Raw genomic sequence first — 24974 nt, 5'->3', positions numbered from 1 at the left:
TGGGAAAGTGTATGCCTATTTCAGACGTTGTAAATGCGCGAGGCCGAAGCGCGCCGGCGCAGCCTAGTGAATCGCAGGATCCGATTCGTCGAAGAAAGTCCTGATACCATCGCGCGCGATCGTCGCCAGGAACTCATCGAAGGCCTCGCGGTCAGTCGCGAAGGGCTCTTCCCATTCGATAAGATCCTCCTCCGGCGTGATGACCTCCATCCGCCAGTCTTGCTGGGTGCCTGCCGGGCGAAAGATATCGACGAGCACGGTCACGCCATCCTCGGTAAATTCACCGGATAGTTCGGAGTGTTCGAGTTTGGGCTTCTTGGGCTTAACGGTCATATCTTCCCACATGCAGCAATGACGAGAATCGTAACTTAGTGATCGTTACGACCATTTCAAAGTGCAGCGGCGTTACAATTGAATGAAGCAGCCGCCGATTTCCTGCATCGAGGGCTGCAGGGAAAACAACTCGGTTAAGCCGCTGAATGAGCGTGTCTATTGCCGAAGCAGGTCGAACGTCACTGCATGGCGTCACCTCGGCCGCAAGCGTGTCACGCCGACCGCGACCACGCTCGAAACCATAAAGAGGATAGCGCTGTACGCGAACGGGCTCCACCAGCCGGCACTGTCGAAGAGCATGCCGCCTGTGAAGGCACCAAATGTTATGGCGAACTGGATGAGCGCAACCTGAAGCCCGCCTCCCGCTTCAAGCTCTGACGGTATGATGCGCGTCAGCCAGGTACCCCAAGCCACTGGAATAGGAGTGGCAAACAGGCCGAAAAGAGCAAGGAGCGCCGCTATTGTCAGGGCAGATGGGCCAAGCGGTATCAACAACACCGCGATGAGCATCAGCACGGCGGGGAAACCCACCAGAACCGTGCTCAGATGCGAGCGCAGCAGGAAGCCGATCAACGAGGTTCCCAGAAGGCCTGCCAGGCCGATCCCAAGGAGAACGAGCGAAAGGCCGTTGACGTCAAGGCCGGTCACATCCCCAAGGAACGGCCGCAAATAGGTGGACAGTGCAAACTGTCCCATGAAGAAGAAGGTCATGGCCGCCATACCGATGGCGAAGGTACGATTGCGCAGCAGCCCGAATGTACCGCGAACCGAACCGGCCCCGCCTCCCGGTATTTTCGGCAGTGCAAAGACCTGCCATATGAAGGCTATGATCGCGATCGGCACCATAATAAAGAATGCGCCTCGCCAGCCGATCAACCCGCCGAGGAAACTCCCCAATGGTTGAGCGACAACACTTGCAAGGGCGCTTCCTCCTTGCAGCATGGCAAGAGCTTTAGGTAGGTCCGGGCCGGATACAATACGCGCCATGATAGCCGTGGACAGCGACCAGAAGCCGCCAATCGACACGCCGATCAGGGCGCGGCCGACCATGAACACGAGGTAGTTGGGCGCGAATGTGATTGCCAGACCGGAAAGCACGAGAACGCCTGTGTAGGAAAGCACCACTGCGCGTCGGTCCAGGCGTGCCAAGAGCGCATTGCTGAACAGGCTGGTGACGACGGCAAAGAACCCCGAAACGGAAATCGCTTGTCCGGCCTGCCCCACCGTTATGCTCAGTTCGTCGGCGATTGGTGTCAGCAGGCTGACAGGCAGGAATTCCGAGGCAACGAGCGTGAATGTCATCAGCGTCATGCAGATGACAATACCCCACGGACTTGCCGTGCTTTCGATCTGGTTGTCGTAGGTGGTTTCCATATTGCTTTCCGTCAATGGCTTGGAGCGGATCGTTCAGGACGTATTGGAGTGTCTGAGCCTGCTGAGGGAACGACAGGGATCGTGCCGGCGCGCCGGCCTCACCCAGCTTGAGTCTCATGCGATCAGGTTTTCGAAGATGCGCGCGGGCCGCGCCGCCTAGTTCTCGTTCTTGCCCGTCAGTCCGTTGCTGACCTCGATGGTTACCGGTGCACCGTCCGGGATCGCGCGAACTTCGTCCACGCTCGCGTGAATGCGTCCCAGCGGGACTTTTCCTGGCCAGTAGCCGATGTAACCATAATAAAGCGCAATCCATTGACCGGGCTCGTAATAGCCCACTTCCGGGATCTCAGGCTCGTCGCCACGAGGCGCCCCCTTCATTGAAAGCCCGTCTTTCAGCCGGATGACCTTCTCGTCATAGCCAGGATAATTGCCGGCTTTTAAGGTGAGCGGCAGTTTGGTGATCAGGTCTTTGGCCGTCTCGTTGTCGTAGAGATCGACAGCAAACGTCTTTTCACCGATGCGTATCGCGATTGTCTTGTCGCTCGGCTTTCTCAAATTGCTGTGCACGGCGCTGTCTTCTGTCGTGTTACTCGATTTGGCTTGAATGATGCCCGCTAGTCCCAGGCATCCCAATGCAAGCACCGCCGCCAACCTCGTAGATCGTTTCAGGGTCATGACGTCCTCACATCCGAAGGAGCGTCTTGATGGCACTGCGTTCGTCCATGGCCTTGTAGCCTTGGGCGACATCGGTGAGCGGCACTTCGAGATCGAAGACTTTGCCGGGATTGATCTGCCGGGTCATGATGAGATCGATGAGATGCGGCAGGAAGCGACGCACCGGTGCCGGACCGCCCAGCAGGTTCTTCTGTTGGAAGAACAGCATCTGCCCGTCCAGCTCAACGCCATGCGGCACGCCGACATAGCCGATCGAGCCGCCTGGACGGGCGCAGTTGATCGCCTGCAGCATCGATTCCTGGGTGCCGACGCACTCAAGGACGGAATCGGCGCCAACGCCTCCGGTCAATTCCTTCACTCTTGCAACGCCCGCGTCGCCCCGCTCTGTGATGATGTCGGTGGCGCCATATTCGAGGGCGAGTTCCTGGCGCTGCTTATGGCGGCTCATGGCAATGATGTGCCCGGCGCCAAGCTGTTTTGCCGACAGCACGCCCATGAGGCCGACGGCGCCGTCGCCCACCACAACCGCCGTGCAGCCCGGCGTCACGCGCGCGGCATCAGCGGCATACCAGCCCGTGCCGAGCACGTCGGATGCGGCGAGCAGGCTCGGGATCAGGTCTTCGGACGGCATGGTGTCGGTCGCAACCAACGTACCGTCAGCCAGTGCGATACGCGCGTATGGCGCCTGCGCGCCGGACATGAATTCGCGGTGTTCGCAGGAGGACTGGAAACCGTACCGGCAATGCGGGCAGGTATTGTCCGAGAGGCAGAACGAGCCGACGACGAACTGGCCGGGCCGGATAGTCTTCACGTCGCTTCCAACCTCGACCACGACGCCGCAGTATTCATGGCCCATATGCTGCGGCGCGGTCACGGCCTGAATTCCGCGATACGGCCAGAGATCGGAGCCGCAGACGCAGGACGCCGAAAGCTTGATGATGGCGTCGGTGGGCCTCAGGATTTTGGGTTCTGCGACTTCCTCGCAGCGGATGTCGCCGGGGGCGTGAAGGACTGTTCCGAGCATGGATTTCTCCGGTTCTTTGGCCATCGGGGCGAAGTGCCCTTGTTCAAACTTGATGGGAGAAACAGATAGCACCGATCGATAGCCTGCATTAGCCGCGCCAATTTGCATGGACTTATCGAAATTCGCTTGTAATAGATATCGATCGGATCAGGCGGAGGACCTGTTGTGGCGCGGGAAAACTTCAACGAATTACTCTTATTCCTCGCGGTTGCCGAAGAACGCAGCTTCACCAAAGCCGCGGCAAAGTTGGGAATTGCCCAATCCACCCTCAGCTATGCCGTCAAGCAACTCGAAGCACGAATGGGGCTTCGGCTTCTGACCCGCACGACGCGAAGTGTGGGAACGACGGAGGCCGGCGAACGTCTCCGGCAATCCCTGGCGCCGCGCATTTCTGAAATAGAAGCCGACATAGAGGCGTTGATGGCCTATCGGGACAAGCCGGCCGGTACCGTCAGAATCACATTGTCCCATCACGCCATGGAAAGCGTCGTTTGGCCCAAACTATCCCCCATGCTCGCGGACTATCCGGACATCAAGCTGGAACTCAGCGTCGATAGCAGCTTCCGCAACATCGTTGAGGATGGCTTCGACGCTGGTGTGAGACTCGGCGAAAGTCTTGAGAAAGACATGGTGGCGGTGCGGATCGGACCGGATTGGAGATTGGTGGCTGTTGGGTCTCCCGGTTATTTCATGACGCGAGCCGTGCCAAGGACGCCGCAGGAACTCATGCGCCATAATTGCATCAACAGGCGCATTGACAGGATCGGAGCGCTCTATGCCTGGGAGTTCGAGAAGGATGGCGAGGAGGTTCGCGTCAGGGTCGAAGGGCAGCTTACTTTCAACACGGATGCCGAGATGGTCGATGCCGCTCTTCGAGGCTATGGCATAGCCTACGTACCGGAAAGCTTCGTCGAGCAGCATCTGGCAGAAGGGCGGCTGCAGCTCGTGCTCGACGACTGGTCACCGAAATTTGCCGGATATTACCTCTACTATCCCAGCAGGCGCCAGAATTTGCCGGCATTTTCTGTGATCGTGGACGCGCTTCGGCAAAGGAGCTGGTAGCCTGTGAGGCATTTTCCAGAAAGTCTCGAGCCGCAAAATAGGTCGCAAATTTCAGAAGATTGGGGAAAGCATAGTGATCTCTGGATCATGATGGTGCCCCCGGCAGGGTTCGAACCCGCGACCCCCTGATTACAAATCAGGGTATAAAGCCTTATTTCACAGTGCTTCTTCGGCATCATGCGCCATTTGTGCGCCATCGCCGAAAATGGAGGGCGAAATCTGATCCATGACATTGCGGTGGGTATCACTCGGGAAGAGGTGCCCATATCGAGACATGGTAACGGCCAGAGAGGAGTGGCCGGCGAAGGTCTGAACCGTCTTTGGCTGAAGGCCAGCCTCAATCCAAAGCGAGATGGCAAAGTGCCTTAGGGCGTGCCAGTTGAATGGCTTGAACTTCCGGCCTTCCTCTTTTGCTTTGGCTGCAGCGGCCTTCATCAGGGGGCGAAACTCGCGCTTCAGGATGTTCTTGTGATCGAGGAATCCGCCCTTGGTGTTTGGAAAGACAAGATCATCGGCTTCCTTCTTCTTTGCGGCTTCCTTCCATGCCAGAAGCTCAGCCAGCATGGCCGATGAGAGAGGAACTTGCCGGATGCCCGCAACCGACTTCGTTGTGTCTTCATTCTTGTAGGCGTCTACCCTGCCATCAATGGTTAGCTCGCCGGCATTGAAGGCAACATGCTTCCATCGCACGGCGTACAGCTCAGATGCTCGCACACCGGAGGATGCCGACAGGCGCACGCGGACCGCAAGGCTTCCCCTGGCCTGCGCTAGCGCAATGGCTAGATCTGCCTTCGATGGAGGCGTTACCTTCTTACTGCCCTCGCCGCGCTTGCCGGTTACGCGAATATTGGTGGCCGGGTTTACGGCCAACAGATCATTGCCGACCGCGTGCTGCAGGGCGCGCGACAGACTGCCGAGAATACGGCGCGTTGTGACAACTCCGACTCCTGCGTCTCGCAGACGATCGCGGAAGTCACCGACCACCTTGGCAGTACACTGGGAAAGCTTAACTGTGCCGATGCCGCCGTCAAAAATGATCCGGGTCTTTTCCGACTGCTTTAACCGATGCTCTTCGGTCGGCGCCACGTAATTCCGCAACTGACCTTCGACGGTCCTGTAGTAGTGCTCCGTTACATGCTCGCCGCGGTCACGGCGACCGGCCAGCAGCTTTAGATAATCTGTAACAGCGTCGTCGACAGTGGTGCTTGCAGCTTCTGCGCGATACGTGCCGGTAACGACTTGATGCGTCACCTCAGTGCGGCGAGCCTCGGCATCGCGCTTCTTTTCGAACTGCTCTTTGTGCCGCTTGCCGGCCGCATCAGTGAAGGCCAACACCCAAGCTTCGCGCTCTTCGCCCTTGCTTGTCTTCCATTTTCGTTTCGTGATTGTCGCCATTCATGACCTCCTGATTTGGATGGCGCATGAAAGCACGGCACAGCGAGGCAGGCAAGGTAAACCTTGACAAAATTGTCAAATTGACATATACAAAAATGAGAGATGAGCAAGATAACCCAATTATCTTTATAACCCGTCAAACTACCAGATGTCAACACCCTGCTGGAGGAAAAATGCAAAAAAGTTTGGAAGTAGCGAACGACAATATTGATGGAGACCTGCTTATGGGCGCGAACGCTATTGCGAGGTTCCTCGGCATCACACCGAGGCAAGTCTATCGTCTGTGTTACGATGGCCTGGCGCCCCACTTCAAGCTTGGTGGCACCGTGGCGGCGCGAAAGAGCAGCCTGGCCAAGTGGATGGCAGAAGCTGAGAGGGCTGCAGCATGAGCGACTACAGCGACCTTCTTGAACTATTCAAAAATCGCCGTCGAATCTTCGTCGACCAACTCGATCATGACGATGAACAAGCTACCGCGGAAAAACTTGCCGTTGTTCAGGCATGCATCACTGCGATCGAAGCGGTGATGGCTGAGCCGCCTGAAAAGAAGACCGGACCAAAGGTCGTCTACGACGCCAAAGGCTGGCCGGTTTAACTCCACCCAAGGAATCCCAAATGGAAATATTCGATTTTGAACTCGCCAGCGGCTACGCCGGCGAGGGTTCGAGAGTGCTTGCGCGCTTCTCAGCCCAAATCTCGCCCGATGTAAGGCTTTGCGGCCTGCGCCTGGTGGATACGCCAAAGGGGAGTCGCACGTTCTTTCCCTCAGTGAAGGGCGGCGGTCGCTCCGCCACCGTTTCCCACAAACTCGCCAAACTGATAACGGCGGCTGCGGCTGCAGCTTTTGAAAGGCACGAAATCGCCTATGACCGCAGCGCAGCCTAAGCCAGATCCACGACCACATCTCACTGAATTTTACCGTGTCAGCGACCTTGCCCATAAGTTGGCCGGCGACGTGGTTCTCGTCCCAGATCCAGACAATCTTGATGGGCTAAAGCGGGACGACTTGGTGAAGTTGTCACATTGGGCCAACAAGGACGACGATGGCAATCACCTTCTGACTCCTGACAACTGTGACCGCCTGGCCGTACTAACCGATTCATTCTTCCGTTTCATGGATGACGGCGAAGACGCCAGCGTGATTACGCTGTGGCGCGAAGGTACCCCCATTATTCAGCAGATCGACGGCGAGCCATGCTCCGCCGCTCTGGATGCCGTGATGGATGCAGTGACCAACATGAGCCCCCTACGCGAAAAGTGGCATGGATTGCCGCCGTTGGAGGCTGAGATCGAATTGCTTGCCTATCAAAAAGGTTACGCTGCCGGCCACCGTCCGCGTTGGCTGGAGCGTGTAGCGCGCCAGAACATACTCGAGCGTGAAGCTAAGACTGAGACAGAAGAGGTAGCTCCTGCTGCAATGCCCGTTGCCGCGAATGACAACAATCCTTTGAACTTCATCAATCCGGCTGATTGGCACGGCCAGCCGATTCCGGCACGGCAATGGTACTGCGAAGGTCTGATCCCCTTGCGGCAAGTGACCATCCTCAACGGCGACGGTGGCGTCGGAAAGTCGCTGCTGGCGCTGCAAATTGCTGCTGCTGGCGCTATGTCCCTCGATACGCTGGAAATGGAACCATGGGCCGGCCGAACGCTATATGTCGGCGCCGAAGACGAGGCTGAAGAGTTTCACCGACGTCTGACCGATATCGCGACTGCTCATGGCAAGGAGTTGGACTTCCTCTTCATGTTCCGGCTGCTTTCGCTGGCCGACACAGACGCGTTGCTGGCGGTTCCAGATCGTGCCGGCAATATGCAGCCGACTCCCTTGTGGGCAAAGATCGTCGAATTCGCACGCGAGTTCCAGCCCCGGCTGATCGTTCTCGACACCGCAGCCGATTTGTTTGGCGGTGACGAGATAAAACGCGGCCAAGTCAGGCAATTCATCGCAATGCTTCGGAAGGTAGCAATTAGCTTGGATTGCGCCGTCATCCTGCTGGCACATCCATCGGTGCAGGGCATGCAATCAGGCACCGGTTCGTCCGGGTCTACGGCTTGGAACAACTCTGTCCGCTCTCGCCTCTACCTAACGCGACCCGAAGGCAAAGATGCGGATCCAGACTTACGCATCCTGAAGACCATGAAGGCGAACTACGGCACTACCGGCGGCGAGATAAAGCTGCGGTGGAAAGATGGCGTATTCGTCCTCGATGACGGCAAGCCAGCGGCCGGCTCGATGCTGCTAGCCGCCAAGGCCGAGCGAGTGTTCCGTGACCTGCTATCGCTGTTCAACAGAACCGGCCAGAACGTGTCGGACGTCACCGGCACGAATTACGCGCCGGCCAAGATGGCTAAGCACCCTGACGCTGCAGGCATAGGCAAGAAGGCGCTCGCCGACGCGATGCAGCGACTATTGGATTCGGGAGACGTGCGGATCGTGATGGAGGGGCCTGCCTCCCGTCAGCGCAAGCGTCTAATTCTAGCGTCCGAAGACTACGGCCCAGGTCGTGCGGCGTGAGTTCCACCGCATCTTCCACCGGGCTTCCACCGACCTACCACCGCCTTCCACCGGGGTTAGCCACCACCCCCCTATAACCCCTGGCGGTGGAAGCACCGCTGGCCAGTGGAATCCGGCCAGTGCTTCAACACACCAAAGTAGAAAAGTAAAAGGAGGACAGCATCACCATGCCATTCATAACGGATGAGACTTGGAAACCGTCGACTTATCGGATCGCGCTCAACGCGTGGCAGTTAAACTCGCTACAACGTGAGACTGACATCATGCCACGGAAAGCGAAGCAGACGGCGAAGCCAAAGCATAGCGATCTATCAAAAAAGCTGCGCAGTCTTCTGACTTGGCGCGCGATGGCATCTGGCTCTGACTGGACCAGCGTTGCTGCCAACGATAACAGCGAGCCGTCAACAAAGCCAAATGTCGATTCTCTCCATGAGGTTCGTCCGCGCGTGTCCGAGATCATATCGCTGCTCAAGGACATCGAGATGGCGGAGCGGAGGGAGGCAAAACTTGGCGGCGGCGGTGATGTGGTTTTAATGCCCATCGGCGAAGACGTGGAGCGAGGACAAACGAAGCGCCAAGGCAGGAAGCAGAAGCCCGATTGCATCATCAGAGTCGGTCGCCTTCACTTCTCCAATGGCGCGATCGAAGAGCCCGCGGTGGTTCGCGACGAGGCCGGCAAGGTAACCCGCGGATCGGTTCGTATTGCTTTGGGAGGATTGACGAGGGTTGGACCATTGCGGCCGCGCGACATTTTCCGCCATCGCAAGGGCGCTGCGAATGACAACTCGCTGACGGCCGGGAAGTCACTCACTGCATCGCCCGGTGCTTTTGATTTCGTCGACCCCCTCGCCGACCAGCAAACAGCCGTCCACGTCCGCAAGGCGGTAGGTTCAGCTAACGCAGGCATCCTAGACCACGCTCTTGTCGCAGCAACGTTCGGTGAAATAGGCGAGCGACTTGGTTTCGTAGGAAAGACTGCCGAGCGTCGCGGCAAGGCTGCGGTTATCGCCGCATGCGGCGCCCTTGAAAAAGAGTTGGCGGCATAGTCCCTAAATCGTTGCTCGAACGGTAATAGGTATAGGGTAGCCGTAAAGCTTCCACGAACATTTCCAGCCGTCCTCCGTGGCGGCTTTTCTATTCCGGAGTCGCGGATGTACCGGCACGGAATACCAATCCTGGCGTTCGTGTAGACCGTCGCCAGTTGATCGAGACCGGCCGCCGGTGCGTCCTGCTACGGTGGCCGGTTTTTGTTTTGCCCAACTGAAATTCTTACTATTGAAAGGGGCCGAAATGGCCGACTGGACTACGCGCGACTTCACTGTCGCCGAGGCCGCCGACATGGCTGGCCTTCACCGAGCAACGCTCGACGTCATCATCCATCGCGCTCGCGATCTTGAGGTGCTTTTCAGCGAGAAGCGCAAAAGTCGTCGCTGGTTTTCGCCTCGAGACATTGCAGTGCTGCGCATCGGCTACGAACTGGAGCGAGCAGGCCGAGATTGGGCTACAGCGCTTGCGCAGGCTTTCGAACACCTTGGCCAGCCGCCACCTTCTGACGCGTTGCTCATCATTCCCATCATGTCCGTATCGGCTCGCTCTGGCCGCATTGTCACCGGCCTGGCTGATCTCGTGCCGACCGCATCGATGGCAGTCGTCCCGATCGGCAGCATCGTCGCTGACATTATCGCGGCATGCGAAACCTTGAAGGAGGCGCCCGTTGTGGCCATTCCCAAATAAACAGGCACCCATCGTCGAACAAAAATCCCTCGGTGACCCAACGGCCGAGTTGCTGGAGCTCTTCGGCGCCATGCCTGTTGGCACGTCGATATCAAATGCAGAGGCGCTTTCCGTGCCGGCTGTGTCGGCCGCGGTGCGTTTGATTTCCGAAGCCGTCGCATCGCTCGACGTGAAGGTTAAGCGAAAAGTCGGCGACATCGAAGAGGATGCACCAGACCATCCCGCAGCGTCCATTCTGACGCGACAGGCCAACGAATGGACCAGCGGCTACGAGCTAATCCGTGATTTGGTCGCTGGTGCACTCACCAAGGACGTGGGCGGCTTGGCCTATGTCACGCGTGTTTCCGGCGAGGCGCGCGAGGCGATCGTATATCGCGACAGCATCATCACCGTCGAATTCGACCAAGTCACAAATGAGCCGCGCTATCGGTTGAGCAATCAACCCGTACCCGCCTCTAGCATCATTCACCTCCGCGGCGTGTTTTCCCGTTGTCCTCTGTCCATGGCACGAGATGCCATCTCCATGGCAAAGGCTATGGAAGACTACTCAAACGGCTTATGGACGAACGGAGCGCGGCCTGGCGGCGTGATCCAGACCCCAAACAAGTTGGGTACGGATGGCGTAAAGGCCATGCTAGCCGGCTGGAAGGCCGCATTTAGCGGCAAGGCGAACGCTGGCAAGACTGCCGTCCTGTATGAGGGCGCAACCTACCAGCAGATGGCTTTGACATCCGTCGACGGGCAGTTCAACGAAAGCCGAACGTTTCAGGTGCTCGAAATCGCCCGTGCCTTCAGGTGCCCCCCCGGCATGCTTTTCGAGCTTAGCCGCAACACGTGGTCGAACTCAGAGCAGCAAGCAAAAGAGTTTGTCACTTATTGCTTGATCCCGTGGATACGCGCGCTGGAATCGGCCCTGAACCGCGCACTTTTTAAGCCTGAAGAGCGCAGCGAATATCGCGTTTGTTTCGACGTTGACGACACAAGCCAAGCAGACCTCACGGCCCGCGCTACTGCAATATCAACGCTGATCGCGGCACGCGTCATCAACCCTAACGAGGCCAGGGATTGGCTCGGCATGGAAGCGCGCGCCGGCGGTAATGAATATGCAAATCCGGCGATCGACGTCTCCCCGAAATTGGGGACACCCACGCCGGCAAACGACAACAATCCGCCACCGAAACAGGAGGCTGCATGACAATCGAACGCCTTGAATTTAAGGCCGCGTTCACCGCTGATGACGCAGGCGCCATCGAGGGCAAGGCGTGGGATTTCTCAAGCCCAGACCGCGTAGGCGATGTCATCGAGCCTAAAGCATTCGTCGGCGCAATCGGAAAATCCCTGCCGATGCTCTTTGCCCACGACCAGGCGCAAGTTTTGGGAACATGGGACAGCGTGACCGTCGAGGCGGATGGGCTCAAGGTCAAGGGCAAGATGCTCGTCGACGACGTCGCCCGTGCCAAGGAAGTCAGAGCGCTCCTTCGGGCAAAATCGGTCACCGGCCTTAGCGTCGGATTCATGACCAAGAAGGCTATGCCGCGCAAAGGCGGGGGCCGGACAATCAGTGATCTCGATCTCGTCGAGGTTTCCATCGTTGCTGTGCCGGCACATCCGGACGCGCAAGTATCTCAAATCAAGGAACTTGAAATGACCACTGCTGCAGTTGCAGAAAACAAGACCACCGAAACCGAAGTCAAGGCCGCCGACCTGAAGGCCGCCAATGACAATATCGCCGCCCTGGCGAAGCGCCTCGAGGACGCTGAAACGAAGCTGGCCCGCCCCGCGATTACCGGCAAGGCTGCTAACGATAACGAACCTTCTGCAGAACAGAAGTCTTTCGACGCCTATCTGCGGCATGGTGACAAGGCCGGCCCGGAAGAACTGAAGACGCTCACGGTCTCCAGCGACCCGCAGGGCGGATATCTCGCTCCGGCTGAAATGTCGACTGAGTTCGTGCGCAATCTTGTGCAGTATTCGCCCATCCGCGCCATCGCCAGCGTCCGCTCGACGGGCTCGCCCTCTGTGATCTACCCGGCTCGTACCGGCATCACCAACGCGAAATGGAAGGGCGAAACGCAGACTTCCGAAGCGTCGGAACCGAGCTTCGGACAGGCCGAAATCCCGGTCAATGAGATCAACACATTCGTTGATATTTCGAATCAGTTGCTTGCCGATTCGGCTGGATCCGCTGAAGCCGAAGTCCGCCTCCTTCTCGCCGAAGATTTCGGCCAGAAGGAGGCGTCTGCCTTCCTCATCGGCACCGGCTCTAACATGCCGAAGGGTCTTTTCGTCGACACGGCTATCGCGTCCAAGGCTGCCGCAGCAGCAGCAGCTATCAGCTTCGACGACTTTATTACCGTGTTCTACGATCTGCCGGCCGTATATCGCAACGCGGGCACTTGGGGAATGAATAGCAAGACGCTCGCCGCGGCCCGCAAGCTGAAAGACTCGACGGGAGCGTATCTGTGGCAGCCAGCCCCTGCGCTCGGACAGCCCGAAAGTATCCTCGGTCGCCCGGTTGTCGAACTCCTCGAGGCCGATGACATTGGCGCCAACAAGTCGCCCGTTATTTTCGGCGATTTCAGCGGCTACCGCATCGTGGACCGTTTGGCGCTGTCGATTCTTGTCAACCCGTACATCATGGCAACGAACGGCATCACGCGCTTCCACGCGACCCGTCGCGTCGGTGGTGCTGTGCTGCAGCCGGCAAAGTTCCGCAAGATGACGAACCCGGCTTCGTAATAGAGGCTCAATTTGAGCCACTAATCGGGCGGCCATCGTGCCGCCATCCTCATTTTTAGGAGACCCACATGCGTTCACTCGCATCTAATCTCGGTGCCAAGTCGTCGATAGATCCGGCCGTACAGGCTGCCAGCATCACAGGCACCAGCATCGATACGCTTGGCTGTAACAGTCTGGCATTTCTCGTGCAGACCGGCGCCATCGTTGGCGCTGGCGCATTCGGCGTTTCGCTTGAAGACTCCGACGACAACGCCACCTTTGCGGCTGTCGCGGCTGATCAGGTCAAGAGCAATGCCCCGGCAGTGCTGGCGGCAAGCTCCACGTACAAGGTCGGCTATCATGGTTTTAAACGCTATGCGCGCCCGGTCCTGACCAAGGCGTCTGGTACGTCCATTGCTGCCGGCGCAGTTGCCATCCTCGGCGACGCCGCATTGCGGCCCGTAGCTTAACACTTTCCTGGCGGCTGATCTCCTGAGGTTGGCCAACCCTTAGCCAGCAGCGTAGCCGCCACCCTAAGGGACAATTGGCGCTGCTGGCATGGCACGTCGGCCTGGTAAACCGCGTGGCGGCGGTCAGGGTGAACCTGACCGCCTTCATCTCATGGAGAACACAATGCCTAACGTGATTTGCCCTTGCGGCTTCTCTGTCCCCAAGGGGACTAAGTGCGATTGCCGGCAGAAGGCAGCAGCGGCCCGCCAAAAGGCCAACGACGCCAGGCGAGGCAGTGCGGCAAGTCGTGGCTATGACAGCAAGTGGTCGCGCGAGAGCAAGGCATGGCTGGCATCGTTGGGAGAACCGCTGTGCGCCTGTGGCTGCGGTCGCCATGCGGATATGGTTGACCATCGGATCGCGCCGAAAGGTGACATGAAACTGTTTTGGGATCGATCGAATTGGCAGCCCTTTGCAGGTGTGTGCAACCGCCGAAAGGCCATCAGGCTTGAGGGTGGGTTTGGTCGTTAATCCCGCAGGTCATCAATACCTTTACCTAAGGCTCGCTCGATCCCTTTGCGCACGCCCATAAGAAACGGCGTGCTGTTGCCACGAGTACCTGGCTGCCCAGGAGTGCCTGGCATACCGACTGCCGTTCCCTTGATGGCTCTGTAGCCCACTTCGAAGCCCTCACTAAACGTACCTTCGCGGATGATATCTGTCATTGTCTCGCGCTCCTCTCGACTCGCCTCAAAGTGGCATGAACTGGGGTGGGTCGTCAATTTGGCGCCGACGGCCACGAACCACTGGGCCTCCACAACTCGCAATTCACATTAAATAGGAATTTGAACCTATGGCAATCGTCACCCTTGACGACATCAAGGAGCACATGCGCATCGACTTCGACGATGACAACGAGCTTATTGATGGCAAAATCGATGCAGCTCAGGCGCACTTAGAATCTCTTCTTGGTTATGCGATAGCCGACCAATTCCAAACCCCGCCGGATGATCTGAAAGAGGCCGTTCGCCAGCTCGTCGCCTCTTGGTACGAGACCCGCGAAGCCACTGTCACTACTGGCTTGATGGATACTCCGCTGAGCGTCTGGGACGTGGTCAGGGAGCGGCGTTCGTACGCCTTTGAATAATGCGTGGACGTAAGCCAGAAATCACTGCGCTCGACGGTGCACTATCCCATGTTCCTGCGCCTCCGAAGTGGCTTCCGCCGCACGGCAAGGCTGAATGGCGGCGCGTTATGCCGCGGCTGGTCGGCGATCGGAAGATAGCCGCCCATGAGCTCGGAACAGTCGAGGCATATTGCCTTGCGGTCGCGACAATGCGGCAAGCCGAAGAGGCGGTTCGGACGCACGGCATGACCTTTGAATCCGACAGCGGGCCGAAGCGCCGGCCGGAAACGACCATCTTGAAGGAAAATCTTGAGGCCGCTCGCCGCCTCGCTGCGGAGCTCGGCTTAACGCCGGCAAGCCGCACAAAAAATAAGGGAGGCGTCACTGGAAATGACGAAGACGACGCCCTCGGGGATATCTGATCATCTGAAATGGATATTCGATGACAGCCCTATTCCGGATCCTCACGGCAAGGGCGAACGAGCCGTAGCCTTTATCAAGGCATTGAGGCATCCAAAGAGCTCGCTCCCTGGCCGACAATTCCAGCTTGATCGATGGCAGGAGCGGATCATCCGGCGCGTCTACGGCGACACCAAGCCGGACGGTTCGCGGCTGATCAAAACTGTCTTCGCGCTCATCCCCCGCGGCAATCGCAAGACGACGCTCGGCGCGGCTCTGGCCATGCTGCACCTCGGCCCGGAGCGCATTCCTGGCTCTCAGGTCGTCTCTTCCGCGGTTGACCGTGACCAGGCGCGTATCGCGCTCGAGGAGATGAAGGGCGTCATCGGCGCGCATCCGCGGACCGCCGAAGCCTTCCAAATTCAGGACACGAAGAACCGAATTACGCACCGCAAGTCAGGCGCCTTTTACCGCGCCATGTCTGCAGACGCGGCAACAGCGCATGGTAGAACGCCGGTTTTTGCCCTCGTCGACGAGCTCCACGCCTGGAAGAAGCGCGATTTGTGGGACGCCATCAAAACCGGCCTGGTAAAGACACCGGGCTCGCTGCTGGTGGTGACCACTACGGCCGGCATCGGGCACGAAAACATCGCCTACGAGATGTACAGGTATGCCTCAGCGGTGGCTTCTGGGCAGATTGAAGACGACGCCTTCCTGCCGATCCTATTCGAGGCAGACAAGGACGATGACTGGAAAGATGAGGAAGTCTGGCGGCGGGTAAATCCTGGCCTTTCGTGCAATCCGCCATACCCCGATATTGACGGCATGCGGCAGATGGTGCGCGAAGCAGAGCACCGGCCTGCCGATCGGGAGATGTTCCGCCAGCTTCATTTAAATGTCTGGCTCGATGGCGCAGCGAATCCCGAATGGTCACTGGACGTTTGGGACGAGAACGCCGGCGATCTGGACCTCTCGGCTCTGGAAGGGCGGCCTGCATGGGTCGGAGTCGACCTTGCGAAGCGAATAGACCTGGCTGCCGTCTCAGTGTCTATCCCAATGGTAGATGGGCGAATGGCGTTGCACGTTCAGTCATTTTGCCCCGAAGGAGCCATCCGTAGGCGCAATGACGGCGTGCCGTATGCCCTATGGCGCGATCAAGGATATCTGACAGCCACGCCAGGCGACACTATCGACCTATCGGCGATCGAATCCCACATCCGCGGTCTTTGCGAACGCTTCCAAGTCGAAGAAGTCGCTTTCGACAGGTGGCATGCACAGGACGTGATGAAGTCCCTTGAGGATGACGGCCTGCCTGTTGCGGAGTTTCCGCAGAACATAGCCACATTCGCTAGGCCGGTGATCGATTTCGAGGCCCTCATGTTCGAGCGAAAACTCGTCCATGGCGGCAATCCACTGCTGCGGTGGGCGATCGGTAACGTCGTCCTGTACACTGACGCCAGCGGCAACCGTCGGCCGCTCAAAGAACGATCTATCGACAAGATAGATCCAGCCGTTGCGGCGATCATCTCAACCGGCCGCGCCGCGCAAGGCGTTTCTGGGCGTAGCAGCTATGAGGATGCTGACGTGACGGACCTTAGCCTGTTCGTCGTCTAGCTAGCTGAAGAAATGACAGCCAAGTGCCACGGCGAAAATGCCAAACGGCCATGCCAGCACCAGAACGGCGCTGGCCCACTCCTGCTCGACGGGCGGCAGATTTTCTTTGTCGTTTAATGCTGATTTCATGGTCCCCTCCCACGATTAAGCTCAAACCCTATCAGGCATTTTAGCCTTGTCGCATCAAAGATGATGTCGCCGCGTTACGCGGCCGGCATCTCCTAATCACCTCCCATCATTCCAACCTTTCAGCCCGCCCTCGCGCGGGCTTTTTTCATGGAGATCCTATGCCGCAACTGGCATCAAACATTTGGGCCGACGGTCCTTATACCGATCCGTACACCCCGCTAAAATCGGACATCCGCGCATGGGGCACTTGGCTGGAATCATTGGTCAACGCCTTCACCTCTAACGGTGGCCTGCTCTATACCTCGCGCGCCGCTCTTTATGCCGATCTGGCTCACGCCGCGCCGGCTATGGCTTGGGTGCTTGGCGACGCGACGACGGCGTACAACGGCATTTACGTCAAGGCTGGGGCGTCCGGATCTGGCTCGTGGTCGCGTGCTGGAGACCTGCCGTTCAGCTTTATTGTTGCGGAAGACACCGGCGCGGGCACACCGAACGCCATTCAGGCAACGAGCTCTATTCCGATCAGCGCGTCCGCTCTCGTAGTCACCAATGTCTACGAGACGAACACCTTGAGCCCGGTGACGATCCAGTTCAACGGCGGCGCAATTCTTACGGTCAAGACCAACTCTGGCAACGATATTGCCGCCGGCGGCATTCCACCTATTCTGTTCGGATATGTGCAGGGCTCGACGTTCCGTTGTGTGAATGATGAGGTTTCCGCTGCCATTGTAGCGGCTGCAGAAGCCGCGCAAGTAGCCGCAGAGGCCGCCGCCGCAGCAGCGGCCAGTTCTGCAGCATCCGTAAATCTGCCAACGTCTTTGGTGGGCCACGGCGGCTATTATTCGCGCGTCAAGGCAGATGCCAGCGGGCGTGAGGATGTCGCACCCGATGTAGTTCAGGATGCGATTAATACCCTGACTGCGATTCGCATGACTGGAACGTGGACACCTGGCGCCGTGCCGGCACGTTTCGGCAAGAAGATGATCGCCGCGGCAAACGACACAACACTGCCGGAGATTGGCGACTACATTGAGCTAAACCAGACAGTTGAGCCTACAGGACCGGCCGGAACAGTTTACAAGGTTGGCCACGGCGTTCTCGTAAAGAGCACGGCGACAGCGCCAGAGCTTTACGCCGCGAATTACATCACGGATGGAAAAGGCGGCCCCGGATACGGCACGCTCTATGTCCAGGAAAACGATATGAATAACCGCGGCGCGCATGCTGACACGCTTGCCGCCGCAAACGGCGTCTATGGCTATGTAGCCGCTACTGGTGCAATGCGCGGCACGGCCGGTTTCTGGTCGGCCGGCTATTTCGACGCCAGCAAATACAATTACGGTTTTGCGGCGCATGGCTACCACGCCAAGGCCGGCTTCATCGAGGCCACAAGCGCGCCCTCTGCTTATAAAGTCGAAGGTGCACATACCTACGGTCTCGACATGCTCGGTGTTGCCGCATTGAACTACACACTGGCACTGCCGAATGCAGTACCCATGGTGCAGGCCAATTCGACGGGCACGCTTCTCAGTCTCCTGAATCTCGATGCCACCAATATTCTGCAGCTCGGGCATCCCGCCGTTGGTTACATCCAAACAAACCAGTCGATTCTGCCGGTCAACGATAATGCCTATCAACTTGGCAACAGCACCCATCGCTTCACGACGGTTTGGGCGGTGAACGGAACGATTCAAACCTCCGATCCTCGTCTAAAGACCGATATTGAGAAATTGCCGGATGTTTGGGCGCTCTTCTCCGCGATCGATCCCATTACCTTCAAATGGGAGAGCGGGGGCCAAGAAGCCTACGAGGTTGAAGAAGATGGCGAGGTGCAGGCCACCGAGGAAGTGGAAGTAACGGCAACGGAGATCGTCGACGGCAAAGCTGTCGAGGTGACGCGAAAAGAAACGCGCCCCGTTTATGATGCGCTTCCGATCCATGACGCCGACGGCAACGAGTTGTTCACGGTGCGGCCAGCGACCACCGACAAAGACGGCAACATTATTCGCGAAGAGCAGCGCATCCCGCGCGTTCATTTCGTTCCACGCATGGTGCCAGGCAAGGTCAAGCGCACAGCAACACGCGACCTGCCGGGGAAGCGCACCCATTGGGGCTTCAATGCCGAAGAGGTCAAGAATGCCTTCGATGGTCTTGGCATCGACTTCGGCGGATATGTCGAAGACGAAGATGGAACGAAGGGCCTGCGCCCTGATCAGCTAATTCCTGTACTGTGGAAGGCTGTTCAGGATCTGAATGGCATTGTCGATGCTCAGTCGGCGGCGATTGATGCGCAGGCGGCGGCGATTGCCGAATTGACGGCTTTCTATTCACCCCTTAGATAGCCTTGCGACCTGTTGGGATATATTAGAGAAAAGACCATCGAACCTGCCGATGGACTTAAGGTAAGCAATGCCGCTTCGGCTTAGGTGCGTAGCGTCATTGTAAACCGCCAGACCTTGGTCGTCTCTGGTGGCGCAACCAGAAGTTACGCATACCAAAGACAGTAAATCCAAGTATCCAGCACCCTGGACGCTGCCAAGCGCAGCGTTTATTGCTGGAGTTTTTGGGTCGATGTATTTTGAAAGATTCTGCTCAAGCCCACGCAAGCTCCCATATCGCAGGGCGATCTTGCTCGGGCTGTCGCTGAAGTTCTTGAGTCCAGCGAAGATGACTGGCGCCTTTGTATGCTTGCGCAACTCCGCTAACGCGTCGCCGGCCAATCCGACGGAATAGTCTCGCCAATAGTATGCTATCAGAATTTCGTCGGCTTCTTTGATGGCTGGAGAATTAGTGACGTCGTCCATCAAGGTTGAGCACCGGCTCACAAATGTTGGATCTTTCATTGTGAACTGATTCTCAGTTTCCCAAAATTTCTTCCTCTGTTCCGCAGGCAGAAGCGGAGCGCCGCATTCGTAATAAACGGTACGGGTTACGATCTCAAATCGATCCTCCATGCCAGTCTCGACCATAATGTTGGTTAAGTCCGCAGCTTGAGAATCCCCGATTATCAGTACCTTTGTTCGGCCGCCGCCTTGGAAATTGGCAGCATATCTCTTGTTCATGTTGCCCCATATATATGCGGCGGACTGAACCTGATCGATATCATCGATCTTGAGTAGTTCTGGCGCTATGCCCCATATTACTCCGTTTCGTGCCTGAACGACAGACGCTAGGCCAACCGATAGCATCGCTACAAAGCCGAACGAAATAGCAGCACGATATTTAACTGACGTTTTCTGATGCGCCTTTTCGATAAAGTAGTGCATAACCAACGCCGCAAAGAAGATCAAAAAAAGGAGGATGCCTAATTCGAGGCCAACTAGACTTCGTTGTGTGCCGTATAGTGCGAAGACGAAAATTGGCCAATGTACTAGGTAAAGGGAATAACTAATCTCGCCAATATAAGTTGCCGGGCGCACACTAATTAACCTTGCCATCTTTGCTTCTTTACCAAAGAAGATAGCGATAGCGGTACCTCCAGCCGGGATAATTGCAGAGGCCCCTGGGAATATTGTGTTTTCGTTGTAAGCAAAAACCGGCACGATTACCGCCGTCAAGCCGACGAGATAACCGATATTTGACCTGAGTTTTGACGCCCACGCAGTTCGCTCGAGCCCAATGATGCAGCCGCCTAGTGAAAACTCCCAGATCCTAAATGGAGTAAGAAAAAATGCGGCACTGCGGTCGGAATGCATCATGTAAGTAGATGCATAGTATCCCGCGATCGTGACGAGTGTCAGCGAGATGAGGCGATACAACTTTAAACGACAGATCGCGCCAATCAAGATTGGCCAAAACAAATAGAACTGCAACTCAACAGCAAGAGACCATGTGTGAAGCAGTGGTTTCAGTGTCCCGCTAGCGTCGAAATATCCCGACTCGCTCCAAAATAAGAAATTGGAGACGCCAAGAAGAGCGTATATTGTTGCGGAAGACATTCGCGCCATATCGCTAGGAAGCATAATTGCTACCGCAATTAGAAAAGATACAGCTATGGTGGCGACCAATGCCGGCACAAGGCGTCTTGCGCGCTGCAGGGAAAATCCGAGGTACGAGAAACTACCATCGTCAATAGCGTTGATGATTTTCGCCGTGATCAGGTAACCACTGATAACAAAGAATACGTCAACTCCAACGTATCCGCCCGTAAAATTCCATAAATGCAAGTGGTACAGGATCACCGCCATTACGGCAATCGCGCGTAGCAATTGGATATCTTCTCGTTTCAGCATATCTACAACCTGTTGAAGATAGCTGACAACTGTTTCCGCAACCGCGAATAAATTCAATCAGCTATTGTATTAGCTGTAGCTTTTAACGCGCAGAAATTTTGTATTGTGGCATTAGAGATACACTAGGGCTGCGCCTTGTCGGCCATCACCTCCCCCATAGGAATCCAAAGCGCGGCGAGACGGCAATTGCTGTGCAGTTATCGCTGCCGCTGGTGGCCATTGATACCGTCGTTTATCCCTGCCTATCACGCAGGCGAACGCCAGGACCGTTGCCGTTGGCGTCGATGAAGAGCACGCCGGCTGCTTCGAGGGCAGTGCGGATGGCGGTAAGGTTGTTGGCAATAGGGACGCGCTTGCCGGATTCAAAGTTCGCGATCGTAGCTGGCGAAACCTTGGATGCTTCAGATAACTGCGACTGTGGCCACCCAATGAGACCTCTGGCCGCCCTGCACTGACCCGCAGTGAGTGACATATTTTCTATAACCTTGTAAAATTTATGTTGACGACTTTTTCTCTATCAGGTTATATAAATTATATAACGTTGATTTGCAACGAGGATCCCAAAATGACGCAAATGTTGGTTAACAAATTGAGAGCAAACGTCACCGACCTCCGGCCGGACCTCTTTCCGCTGTTCCGTGAGACGGTAGAAAAAATCGATGACGCCGACGCCGTTGGATGTGAAACCACCCGCGACATCGGATACGCCACCGTCGACGCCATTCTTGATGCTGCCGTCGATATCGTTCCGCGAGACATCGAGAACGCTATTCATCGCATTGGCTGCGCCCATCACCTGCTCGACACCGTATACGATCGCGCCTACCGCGGATTGGAGATCGAGGACGTCATCAAGAAGATTGCCGGTCTTCTTACTGGCACCGCCGTTGGACTTGCTGAGGCTTGCGAAATCGACATGCGAGCCACGAGGTTGGATTTCTATTTGCCGAGACAGCAGAGACAATAGTCATAGTAGATTCGGCCCCTTAGCTCAGTTGGATAGAGCACCTGCCTTCTAAGCAGGTTGTCGCAGGTTCGAGTCCTGCAGGGGTCGCCACCAGTTACCAATGGCCAGCGCTATCACCACCCTCGCCAACACCAGAGGAGCGCTGGCCGGTTTTCAACTACACACGACTGCGTTATTGTGGAAGAGAAGCAGATCCCGCCGGCTTCGAGCGGCAGGACAGGCGGTGCGCTTGAACACGTACCGCGACCGTCGGCGTTGCCGCTCTAGGCGCGTCGGCGGCTTTAAATGTGTCGCCTCTTCGGTCTTGCCCGGTATAGGGAGCGAGCGGGCCGCTAGAGAGATGCCGGATTCGGGGCGGTGGCCTCTTCCGTCGCTTCTCTTGCTTTCAATCTGGACACCGTGTCCGGATTGATTGGCGTCACCGTCAGCAATCCGCATCCACTCAGTCTCGTGGTCCGCGCGCTGCAGGCGGTCCAGATCGCTGCAATTTAGAAGCAATCATGTCTCGATGATCGCGGTGGATTTTCAGCATATCCACGAACAACTCAAGAAGCCTTTCGGCACCCACAGTGTCATAACCCTTGGCAGTGAAAATTGTGATCAGCATCTCTTGCTCGACGATGTGCTTTTCACCCAACGAGATATGGCTCTCGGCCATTTCCAAATCCACGGTCGTGTAGGCCATCGCAATCCCCCAGCCGACTAGGGCCGCGTTGATTGTAAACCTGATTGGCGGAGGTACCTAATGGAGAGCAGGCCGCCGTCATGCGCCATCCATGTTCCACCGAATCCCCGCTACTCTAAGGGAAAGCCAGGAAAACATGGTAATTCTGGTTAAATCAGTGGCGCATGAAAAACCCGCCAACTGAGGGCGGGTTAATCATTAAGTCATTGATCTGACTGTGAATTTTTGGTGCCCCCGGCAGGGTTCGAACCCGCGACCCCCTGATTACAAATCAGGTGCTCTACCAACTGAGCTACAAGGGCACATCGGCATGCCAAGTAGCAGATTTTGATTTCCTGTAAAGGGAAAATCGGCAGTTTGGCTTTGATGGAGCGGATCGAAGCGCCTGCCTATTCACCAGTCTTTGCAAAACGTCTTGTCGCGTAGGGGGAATATCATTACCTAGTACGATTATTCAAAGGACATTGCATGTCACGCGCTTTTCAGTCTGTTTGTTTTCTCGCATCGACCGCGCCGGAAGCCCAAAGCGCGCGGGAGGAATTGATTCGTCTTTACGGCCAAACGCCGCAGGAAGATGCGGATATCGTCGTTGCGCTCGGCGGCGATGGCTTCATGCTGCAGACGCTGCACAATACGATGAATTCCGGCAAGCGCGTCTATGGCATGAATCGCGGCTCCATCGGCTTCCTGATGAACGATTATCGTACCGAATGCCTGGCCGAACGCATCGAAGCGGCTGTCGAAAATGCCTTTCATCCGCTGCAGATGAGCACGCGCAACGCAGACGGCAGCACATCCGTCGCGCTTGCCATCAACGAGGTGTCATTGTTTCGCCAGTCCTATCAGGCGGCCAAGCTGAAGGTCGAGATCGACGGCCATGTCCGTCTGCCGGAACTGATCTGCGACGGGCTGATGGTGACGACGCCGGCCGGTTCCACCGCCTATAATCTCTCCGCTCACGGCCCCATCCTGCCGCTCGAGGCACCGCTGCTCGCCATCACCCCAGTCAGCGCTTTCCGCCCTCGCCGCTGGCGCGGCGCCCTCCTGCCCAACAAGGTGACGATCGACATCACCGTGCTGGAGGCAGAAAAACGCCCGGTCAATGCGGTTGCCGACAACACCGAAGTCAAATCGGTCGTGGGCGTCAAGATCGCCCAGACCGAAGACACGACGGCGCGTATTCTCTCCGATCCAGACAGGTCGTGGTCGGAGCGGATATTGGCGGAGCAGTTTTCGGATTAAGAAATACTTGCGCATCGCAAGAGCGGCATTCCAGCCAACAAAAAAGCCCCGTCTCCGGGGCCTTTCTTCGATCCAATAAATCTTGCTCTTAATCCACGTCGTCCACCACCGCGTCGGCCGCGCCGCTGATGCGGTGCGCGAGGGCAGCTTCCATGAACTCGTTGAGATCGCCATCGAGCACGTCATCTGGGGCCGTGCTGGCGACGCCGGTGCGCAAGTCCTTGACGAGCTGATAAGGCTGCAGGACGTAGGAGCGGATCTGGTGGCCCCAGCCGATATCGGTCTTCGAGGCGGCTTCGGCGTTGGCGGCCTCTTCCCGCTTCATCAATTCCGCTTCGTACATGCGGGCGCGCAGCATGTCCCAGGCCTTGGCGCGGTTCTTGTGCTGCGAGCGTTCCTGCTGGCATTGCACGACGATGCCGGTCGGGATGTGCGTGATACGCACCGCCGAGTCGGTCGTGTTGACGTGCTGGCCGCCGGCGCCGGACGAACGATAGGTGTCGATGCGGCAGTCGCCCTCGTTGATCTCGATCTGGATCGAATCGTCGACGACCGGATAGACCCAGATCGACGAGAAGGAGGTGTGACGGCGGGCATTGCTGTCATAGGGCGAGATGCGAACCAGGCGGTGAACGCCCGATTCGGTCTTCAGCCAGCCATAGGCATTGTGGCCCTTGACCAGCAGCGTCGCCGATTTGATGCCGGCTTCTTCGCCGTCATGGACTTCGAGCAATTCCACTTTGAAGCGCTGACGCTCTGCCCAGCGAGTGTACATGCGCAGCAGCATGTTCGCCCAGTCCTGGCTCTCGGTGCCGCCGGCGCCGGAATGGACTTCGAGGTAGGTATCGTTGGAATCGGCCTCGCCCGAAAGCATGGCTTCCACCTGCCGGCGCGCAGCTTCCGTCTTCAAGCTCTTGAGGGCCTCTTCGGCCTCGCGGACGACGTCGGCATCGCCCTCTTCCTCGCCAAGCTCGATCAGTTCGACATTGTCGGCAAGCTGCTGCTCAAGCGCACGCACGCCGTTGATGCCGTCATCAAGCTGCTGGCGCTCGCGCATCAGCTTCTGCGCTTCGGAGGCATCGTTCCAGAGGGTCGGGTCCTCTGCCTTGTTGTTCAACCAGTCCAGTCGTCTTATCGCCTGATCCCAGTCAAAGATGCCTCCTCAGCAGGCTTATGGCCTGCTTGGTTTCGTCGACTACATTCTCGATTTCCGCTCGCATGTTCCTGCTTCTTTATTCGGCCGTTCGCTATGAACGGCTGTTCAATTCAAAGAGTGCTGGTGACATAGATACACATGCCG

Annotated in this window: 27 protein-coding genes and 2 tRNA genes; 17 read left to right on the top strand and 12 right to left on the bottom strand. The window is 57.3% G+C overall.

Features of this window, described 5'->3' with window-relative positions; translation table 11 throughout:
- Window positions 1-63 precede the first annotated feature (63 nt).
- The 4 genes from NXC24_RS07725 to NXC24_RS07710 all read right to left on the bottom strand — a co-directional run bounded on the left by NXC24_RS07725 (window position 64) and on the right by NXC24_RS07710 (window position 3406).
- Complete coding sequence (locus tag NXC24_RS07725; RefSeq protein ID WP_104822766.1) at window positions 64-333, bottom strand: hypothetical protein; 270 nt, start codon at window positions 331-333, stop codon at window positions 64-66.
- A 192-nt stretch (window positions 334-525) separates the two neighbouring features.
- Window positions 526-1707, bottom strand: coding sequence for an MFS transporter (locus NXC24_RS07720; protein WP_104822765.1), 1182 nt, complete (start codon window positions 1705-1707; stop codon window positions 526-528).
- Between the two features lie 156 nt (window positions 1708-1863).
- On the bottom strand, window positions 1864-2382 hold the full coding sequence (locus NXC24_RS07715) for a cyclophilin-like fold protein (RefSeq protein WP_104822764.1): 519 nt from the start codon (window positions 2380-2382) through the stop codon (window positions 1864-1866).
- 7 nt (window positions 2383-2389) lie between these two features.
- Window positions 2390-3406: a zinc-dependent alcohol dehydrogenase family protein gene (locus tag NXC24_RS07710; protein ID WP_104822763.1), complete on the bottom strand. Its 1017-nt coding sequence runs from the start codon at window positions 3404-3406 to the stop codon at window positions 2390-2392.
- Window positions 3407-3571: 165 nt separating this feature from the next.
- On the opposite strand from NXC24_RS07710, the gene NXC24_RS07705 reads away from it, so the two are divergent.
- Window positions 3572-4468 (top strand): LysR family transcriptional regulator, encoded by an 897-nt coding sequence (locus NXC24_RS07705; protein ID WP_104822762.1) that lies wholly within the window; start codon window positions 3572-3574, stop codon window positions 4466-4468.
- Between the two features lie 156 nt (window positions 4469-4624).
- On the opposite strand, the gene NXC24_RS07695 is transcribed toward NXC24_RS07705, so the two are convergent.
- On the bottom strand, window positions 4625-5863 hold the full coding sequence (locus NXC24_RS07695; RefSeq protein WP_104822761.1) for a site-specific integrase: 1239 nt from the start codon (window positions 5861-5863) through the stop codon (window positions 4625-4627).
- A gap of 26 nt (window positions 5864-5889) precedes the next feature.
- Between NXC24_RS07695 and NXC24_RS35660 the strand changes: the two genes are divergently transcribed.
- The 9 genes from NXC24_RS35660 (at window position 5890) to NXC24_RS07650 (ending at window position 13300) form a co-directional block, all read left to right on the top strand.
- The gene (locus NXC24_RS35660) at window positions 5890-6252 is read left to right on the top strand and encodes a helix-turn-helix domain-containing protein (protein ID WP_245463944.1); all 363 of its coding nucleotides are present in this window, start codon (window positions 5890-5892) and stop codon (window positions 6250-6252) included.
- Window positions 6249-6458, top strand: coding sequence for a hypothetical protein (locus NXC24_RS07685; protein ID WP_104822760.1), 210 nt, complete (start codon window positions 6249-6251; stop codon window positions 6456-6458). The genes NXC24_RS35660 and NXC24_RS07685 overlap by 4 nt, the downstream gene beginning before the upstream one ends.
- 20 nt (window positions 6459-6478) lie before the next feature.
- Window positions 6479-6748, top strand: coding sequence for a hypothetical protein (locus NXC24_RS07680; RefSeq protein WP_104822759.1), 270 nt, complete (start codon window positions 6479-6481; stop codon window positions 6746-6748).
- On the top strand, window positions 6729-8378 hold the full coding sequence (locus tag NXC24_RS07675) for an AAA family ATPase (protein WP_104822758.1): 1650 nt from the start codon (window positions 6729-6731) through the stop codon (window positions 8376-8378). The genes NXC24_RS07680 and NXC24_RS07675 overlap by 20 nt, the downstream gene beginning before the upstream one ends.
- 167 nt (window positions 8379-8545) lie before the next feature.
- On the top strand, window positions 8546-9424 hold the full coding sequence (locus NXC24_RS07670) for a hypothetical protein (protein WP_104822757.1): 879 nt from the start codon (window positions 8546-8548) through the stop codon (window positions 9422-9424).
- Window positions 9425-9668: 244 nt separating this feature from the next.
- Complete coding sequence (locus NXC24_RS07665) at window positions 9669-10112, top strand: hypothetical protein (RefSeq protein WP_104822756.1); 444 nt, start codon at window positions 9669-9671, stop codon at window positions 10110-10112.
- Complete coding sequence (locus NXC24_RS07660) at window positions 10093-11307, top strand: phage portal protein (RefSeq protein ID WP_281060666.1); 1215 nt, start codon at window positions 10093-10095, stop codon at window positions 11305-11307. The genes NXC24_RS07665 and NXC24_RS07660 overlap by 20 nt, the downstream gene beginning before the upstream one ends.
- On the top strand, window positions 11304-12851 hold the full coding sequence (locus tag NXC24_RS07655) for a phage major capsid protein (RefSeq protein ID WP_104822755.1): 1548 nt from the start codon (window positions 11304-11306) through the stop codon (window positions 12849-12851). The genes NXC24_RS07660 and NXC24_RS07655 overlap by 4 nt, the downstream gene beginning before the upstream one ends.
- A gap of 68 nt (window positions 12852-12919) precedes the next feature.
- Complete coding sequence (locus NXC24_RS07650) at window positions 12920-13300, top strand: hypothetical protein (RefSeq protein WP_104822754.1); 381 nt, start codon at window positions 12920-12922, stop codon at window positions 13298-13300.
- Between the two features lie 507 nt (window positions 13301-13807).
- On the opposite strand, the gene NXC24_RS07640 is transcribed toward NXC24_RS07650, so the two are convergent.
- Window positions 13808-14005 (bottom strand): hypothetical protein, encoded by a 198-nt coding sequence (locus NXC24_RS07640; RefSeq protein WP_158704433.1) that lies wholly within the window; start codon window positions 14003-14005, stop codon window positions 13808-13810.
- Window positions 14006-14133: 128 nt separating this feature from the next.
- On the opposite strand from NXC24_RS07640, the gene NXC24_RS07635 reads away from it, so the two are divergent.
- From NXC24_RS07635 to NXC24_RS07625, 3 genes are read left to right on the top strand one after another with little or no spacing between them, the layout of a single operon-like run.
- Window positions 14134-14427 (top strand): head-tail connector protein, encoded by a 294-nt coding sequence (locus NXC24_RS07635; protein WP_104822751.1) that lies wholly within the window; start codon window positions 14134-14136, stop codon window positions 14425-14427.
- Entirely contained in the window at window positions 14427-14828 is a 402-nt protein-coding gene (locus tag NXC24_RS07630) for a phage terminase small subunit P27 family (RefSeq protein WP_104822750.1), read from the top strand. The genes NXC24_RS07635 and NXC24_RS07630 overlap by 1 nt, the downstream gene beginning before the upstream one ends.
- Window positions 14797-16419: a terminase TerL endonuclease subunit gene (locus NXC24_RS07625; protein WP_104822749.1), complete on the top strand. Its 1623-nt coding sequence runs from the start codon at window positions 14797-14799 to the stop codon at window positions 16417-16419. Before NXC24_RS07630 ends, NXC24_RS07625 begins: the two co-directional genes overlap by 32 nt.
- Here the strand turns inward: NXC24_RS07625 and NXC24_RS36175 are convergent, their stop codons facing one another.
- On the bottom strand, window positions 16420-16548 hold the full coding sequence (locus NXC24_RS36175; protein WP_281060665.1) for a hypothetical protein: 129 nt from the start codon (window positions 16546-16548) through the stop codon (window positions 16420-16422). It lies immediately after the preceding gene.
- Window positions 16549-16706: 158 nt separating this feature from the next.
- Here NXC24_RS36175 and NXC24_RS07620 point away from each other — a divergent pair, with 158 nt between their 5' ends.
- On the top strand, window positions 16707-18890 hold the full coding sequence (locus NXC24_RS07620; RefSeq protein WP_104822748.1) for a hypothetical protein: 2184 nt from the start codon (window positions 16707-16709) through the stop codon (window positions 18888-18890).
- Here the strand turns inward: NXC24_RS07620 and NXC24_RS07615 are convergent.
- Window positions 18876-20837, bottom strand: coding sequence for an acyltransferase family protein (locus NXC24_RS07615; RefSeq protein WP_158704432.1), 1962 nt, complete (start codon window positions 20835-20837; stop codon window positions 18876-18878). The genes NXC24_RS07620 and NXC24_RS07615 overlap by 15 nt on opposite strands.
- Window positions 20838-21012: 175 nt before the next feature.
- The gene (locus tag NXC24_RS07610; RefSeq protein WP_104822746.1) at window positions 21013-21252 is read right to left on the bottom strand and encodes a helix-turn-helix transcriptional regulator; all 240 of its coding nucleotides are present in this window, start codon (window positions 21250-21252) and stop codon (window positions 21013-21015) included.
- Between the two features lie 93 nt (window positions 21253-21345).
- Here NXC24_RS07610 and NXC24_RS07605 point away from each other — a divergent pair, with 93 nt between their 5' ends.
- Window positions 21346-21747 carry a hypothetical protein gene (locus NXC24_RS07605; RefSeq protein WP_104822745.1) on the top strand — a complete coding sequence of 134 codons (402 nt, stop codon included), beginning with the start codon at window positions 21346-21348 and terminating at the stop codon, window positions 21745-21747.
- Window positions 21748-21760: 13 nt separating this feature from the next.
- Window positions 21761-21837: transfer RNA gene (locus NXC24_RS07600), tRNA-Arg, on the top strand.
- 352 nt (window positions 21838-22189) lie between these two features.
- Here the strand turns inward: NXC24_RS07600 and NXC24_RS07595 are convergent.
- Window positions 22190-22432 (bottom strand): hypothetical protein, encoded by a 243-nt coding sequence (locus NXC24_RS07595; RefSeq protein WP_104822744.1) that lies wholly within the window; start codon window positions 22430-22432, stop codon window positions 22190-22192.
- A gap of 226 nt (window positions 22433-22658) precedes the next feature.
- Window positions 22659-22734 (bottom strand) — tRNA-Thr (locus tag NXC24_RS07590).
- A gap of 166 nt (window positions 22735-22900) precedes the next feature.
- Here NXC24_RS07590 and NXC24_RS07585 point away from each other — a divergent pair.
- Entirely contained in the window at window positions 22901-23674 is a 774-nt protein-coding gene (locus NXC24_RS07585) for an NAD kinase (RefSeq protein WP_104822743.1), read from the top strand.
- An 88-nt stretch (window positions 23675-23762) separates the two neighbouring features.
- On the opposite strand, the gene prfB is transcribed toward NXC24_RS07585, so the two are convergent.
- Window positions 23763-24894 (bottom strand): peptide chain release factor 2 gene (gene prfB / locus NXC24_RS07580; RefSeq protein WP_104822742.1). Its coding sequence is split into 2 segments (ribosomal slippage): window positions 23763-24824 and window positions 24826-24894, totalling 1131 coding nucleotides; the frame shifts between segments, so codons are not numbered across the junction.
- Between the last annotated feature and the right edge of the window lie 80 nt (window positions 24895-24974).

The sequence above is a fragment of the Rhizobium sp. NXC24 genome (assembly GCF_002944315.1).
GTDB lineage: Bacteria > Pseudomonadota > Alphaproteobacteria > Rhizobiales > Rhizobiaceae > Rhizobium.
The sequence above is the reverse complement of the archived record's forward strand: the minus strand, read 5'-3'. Positions and strand labels throughout refer to the sequence as shown.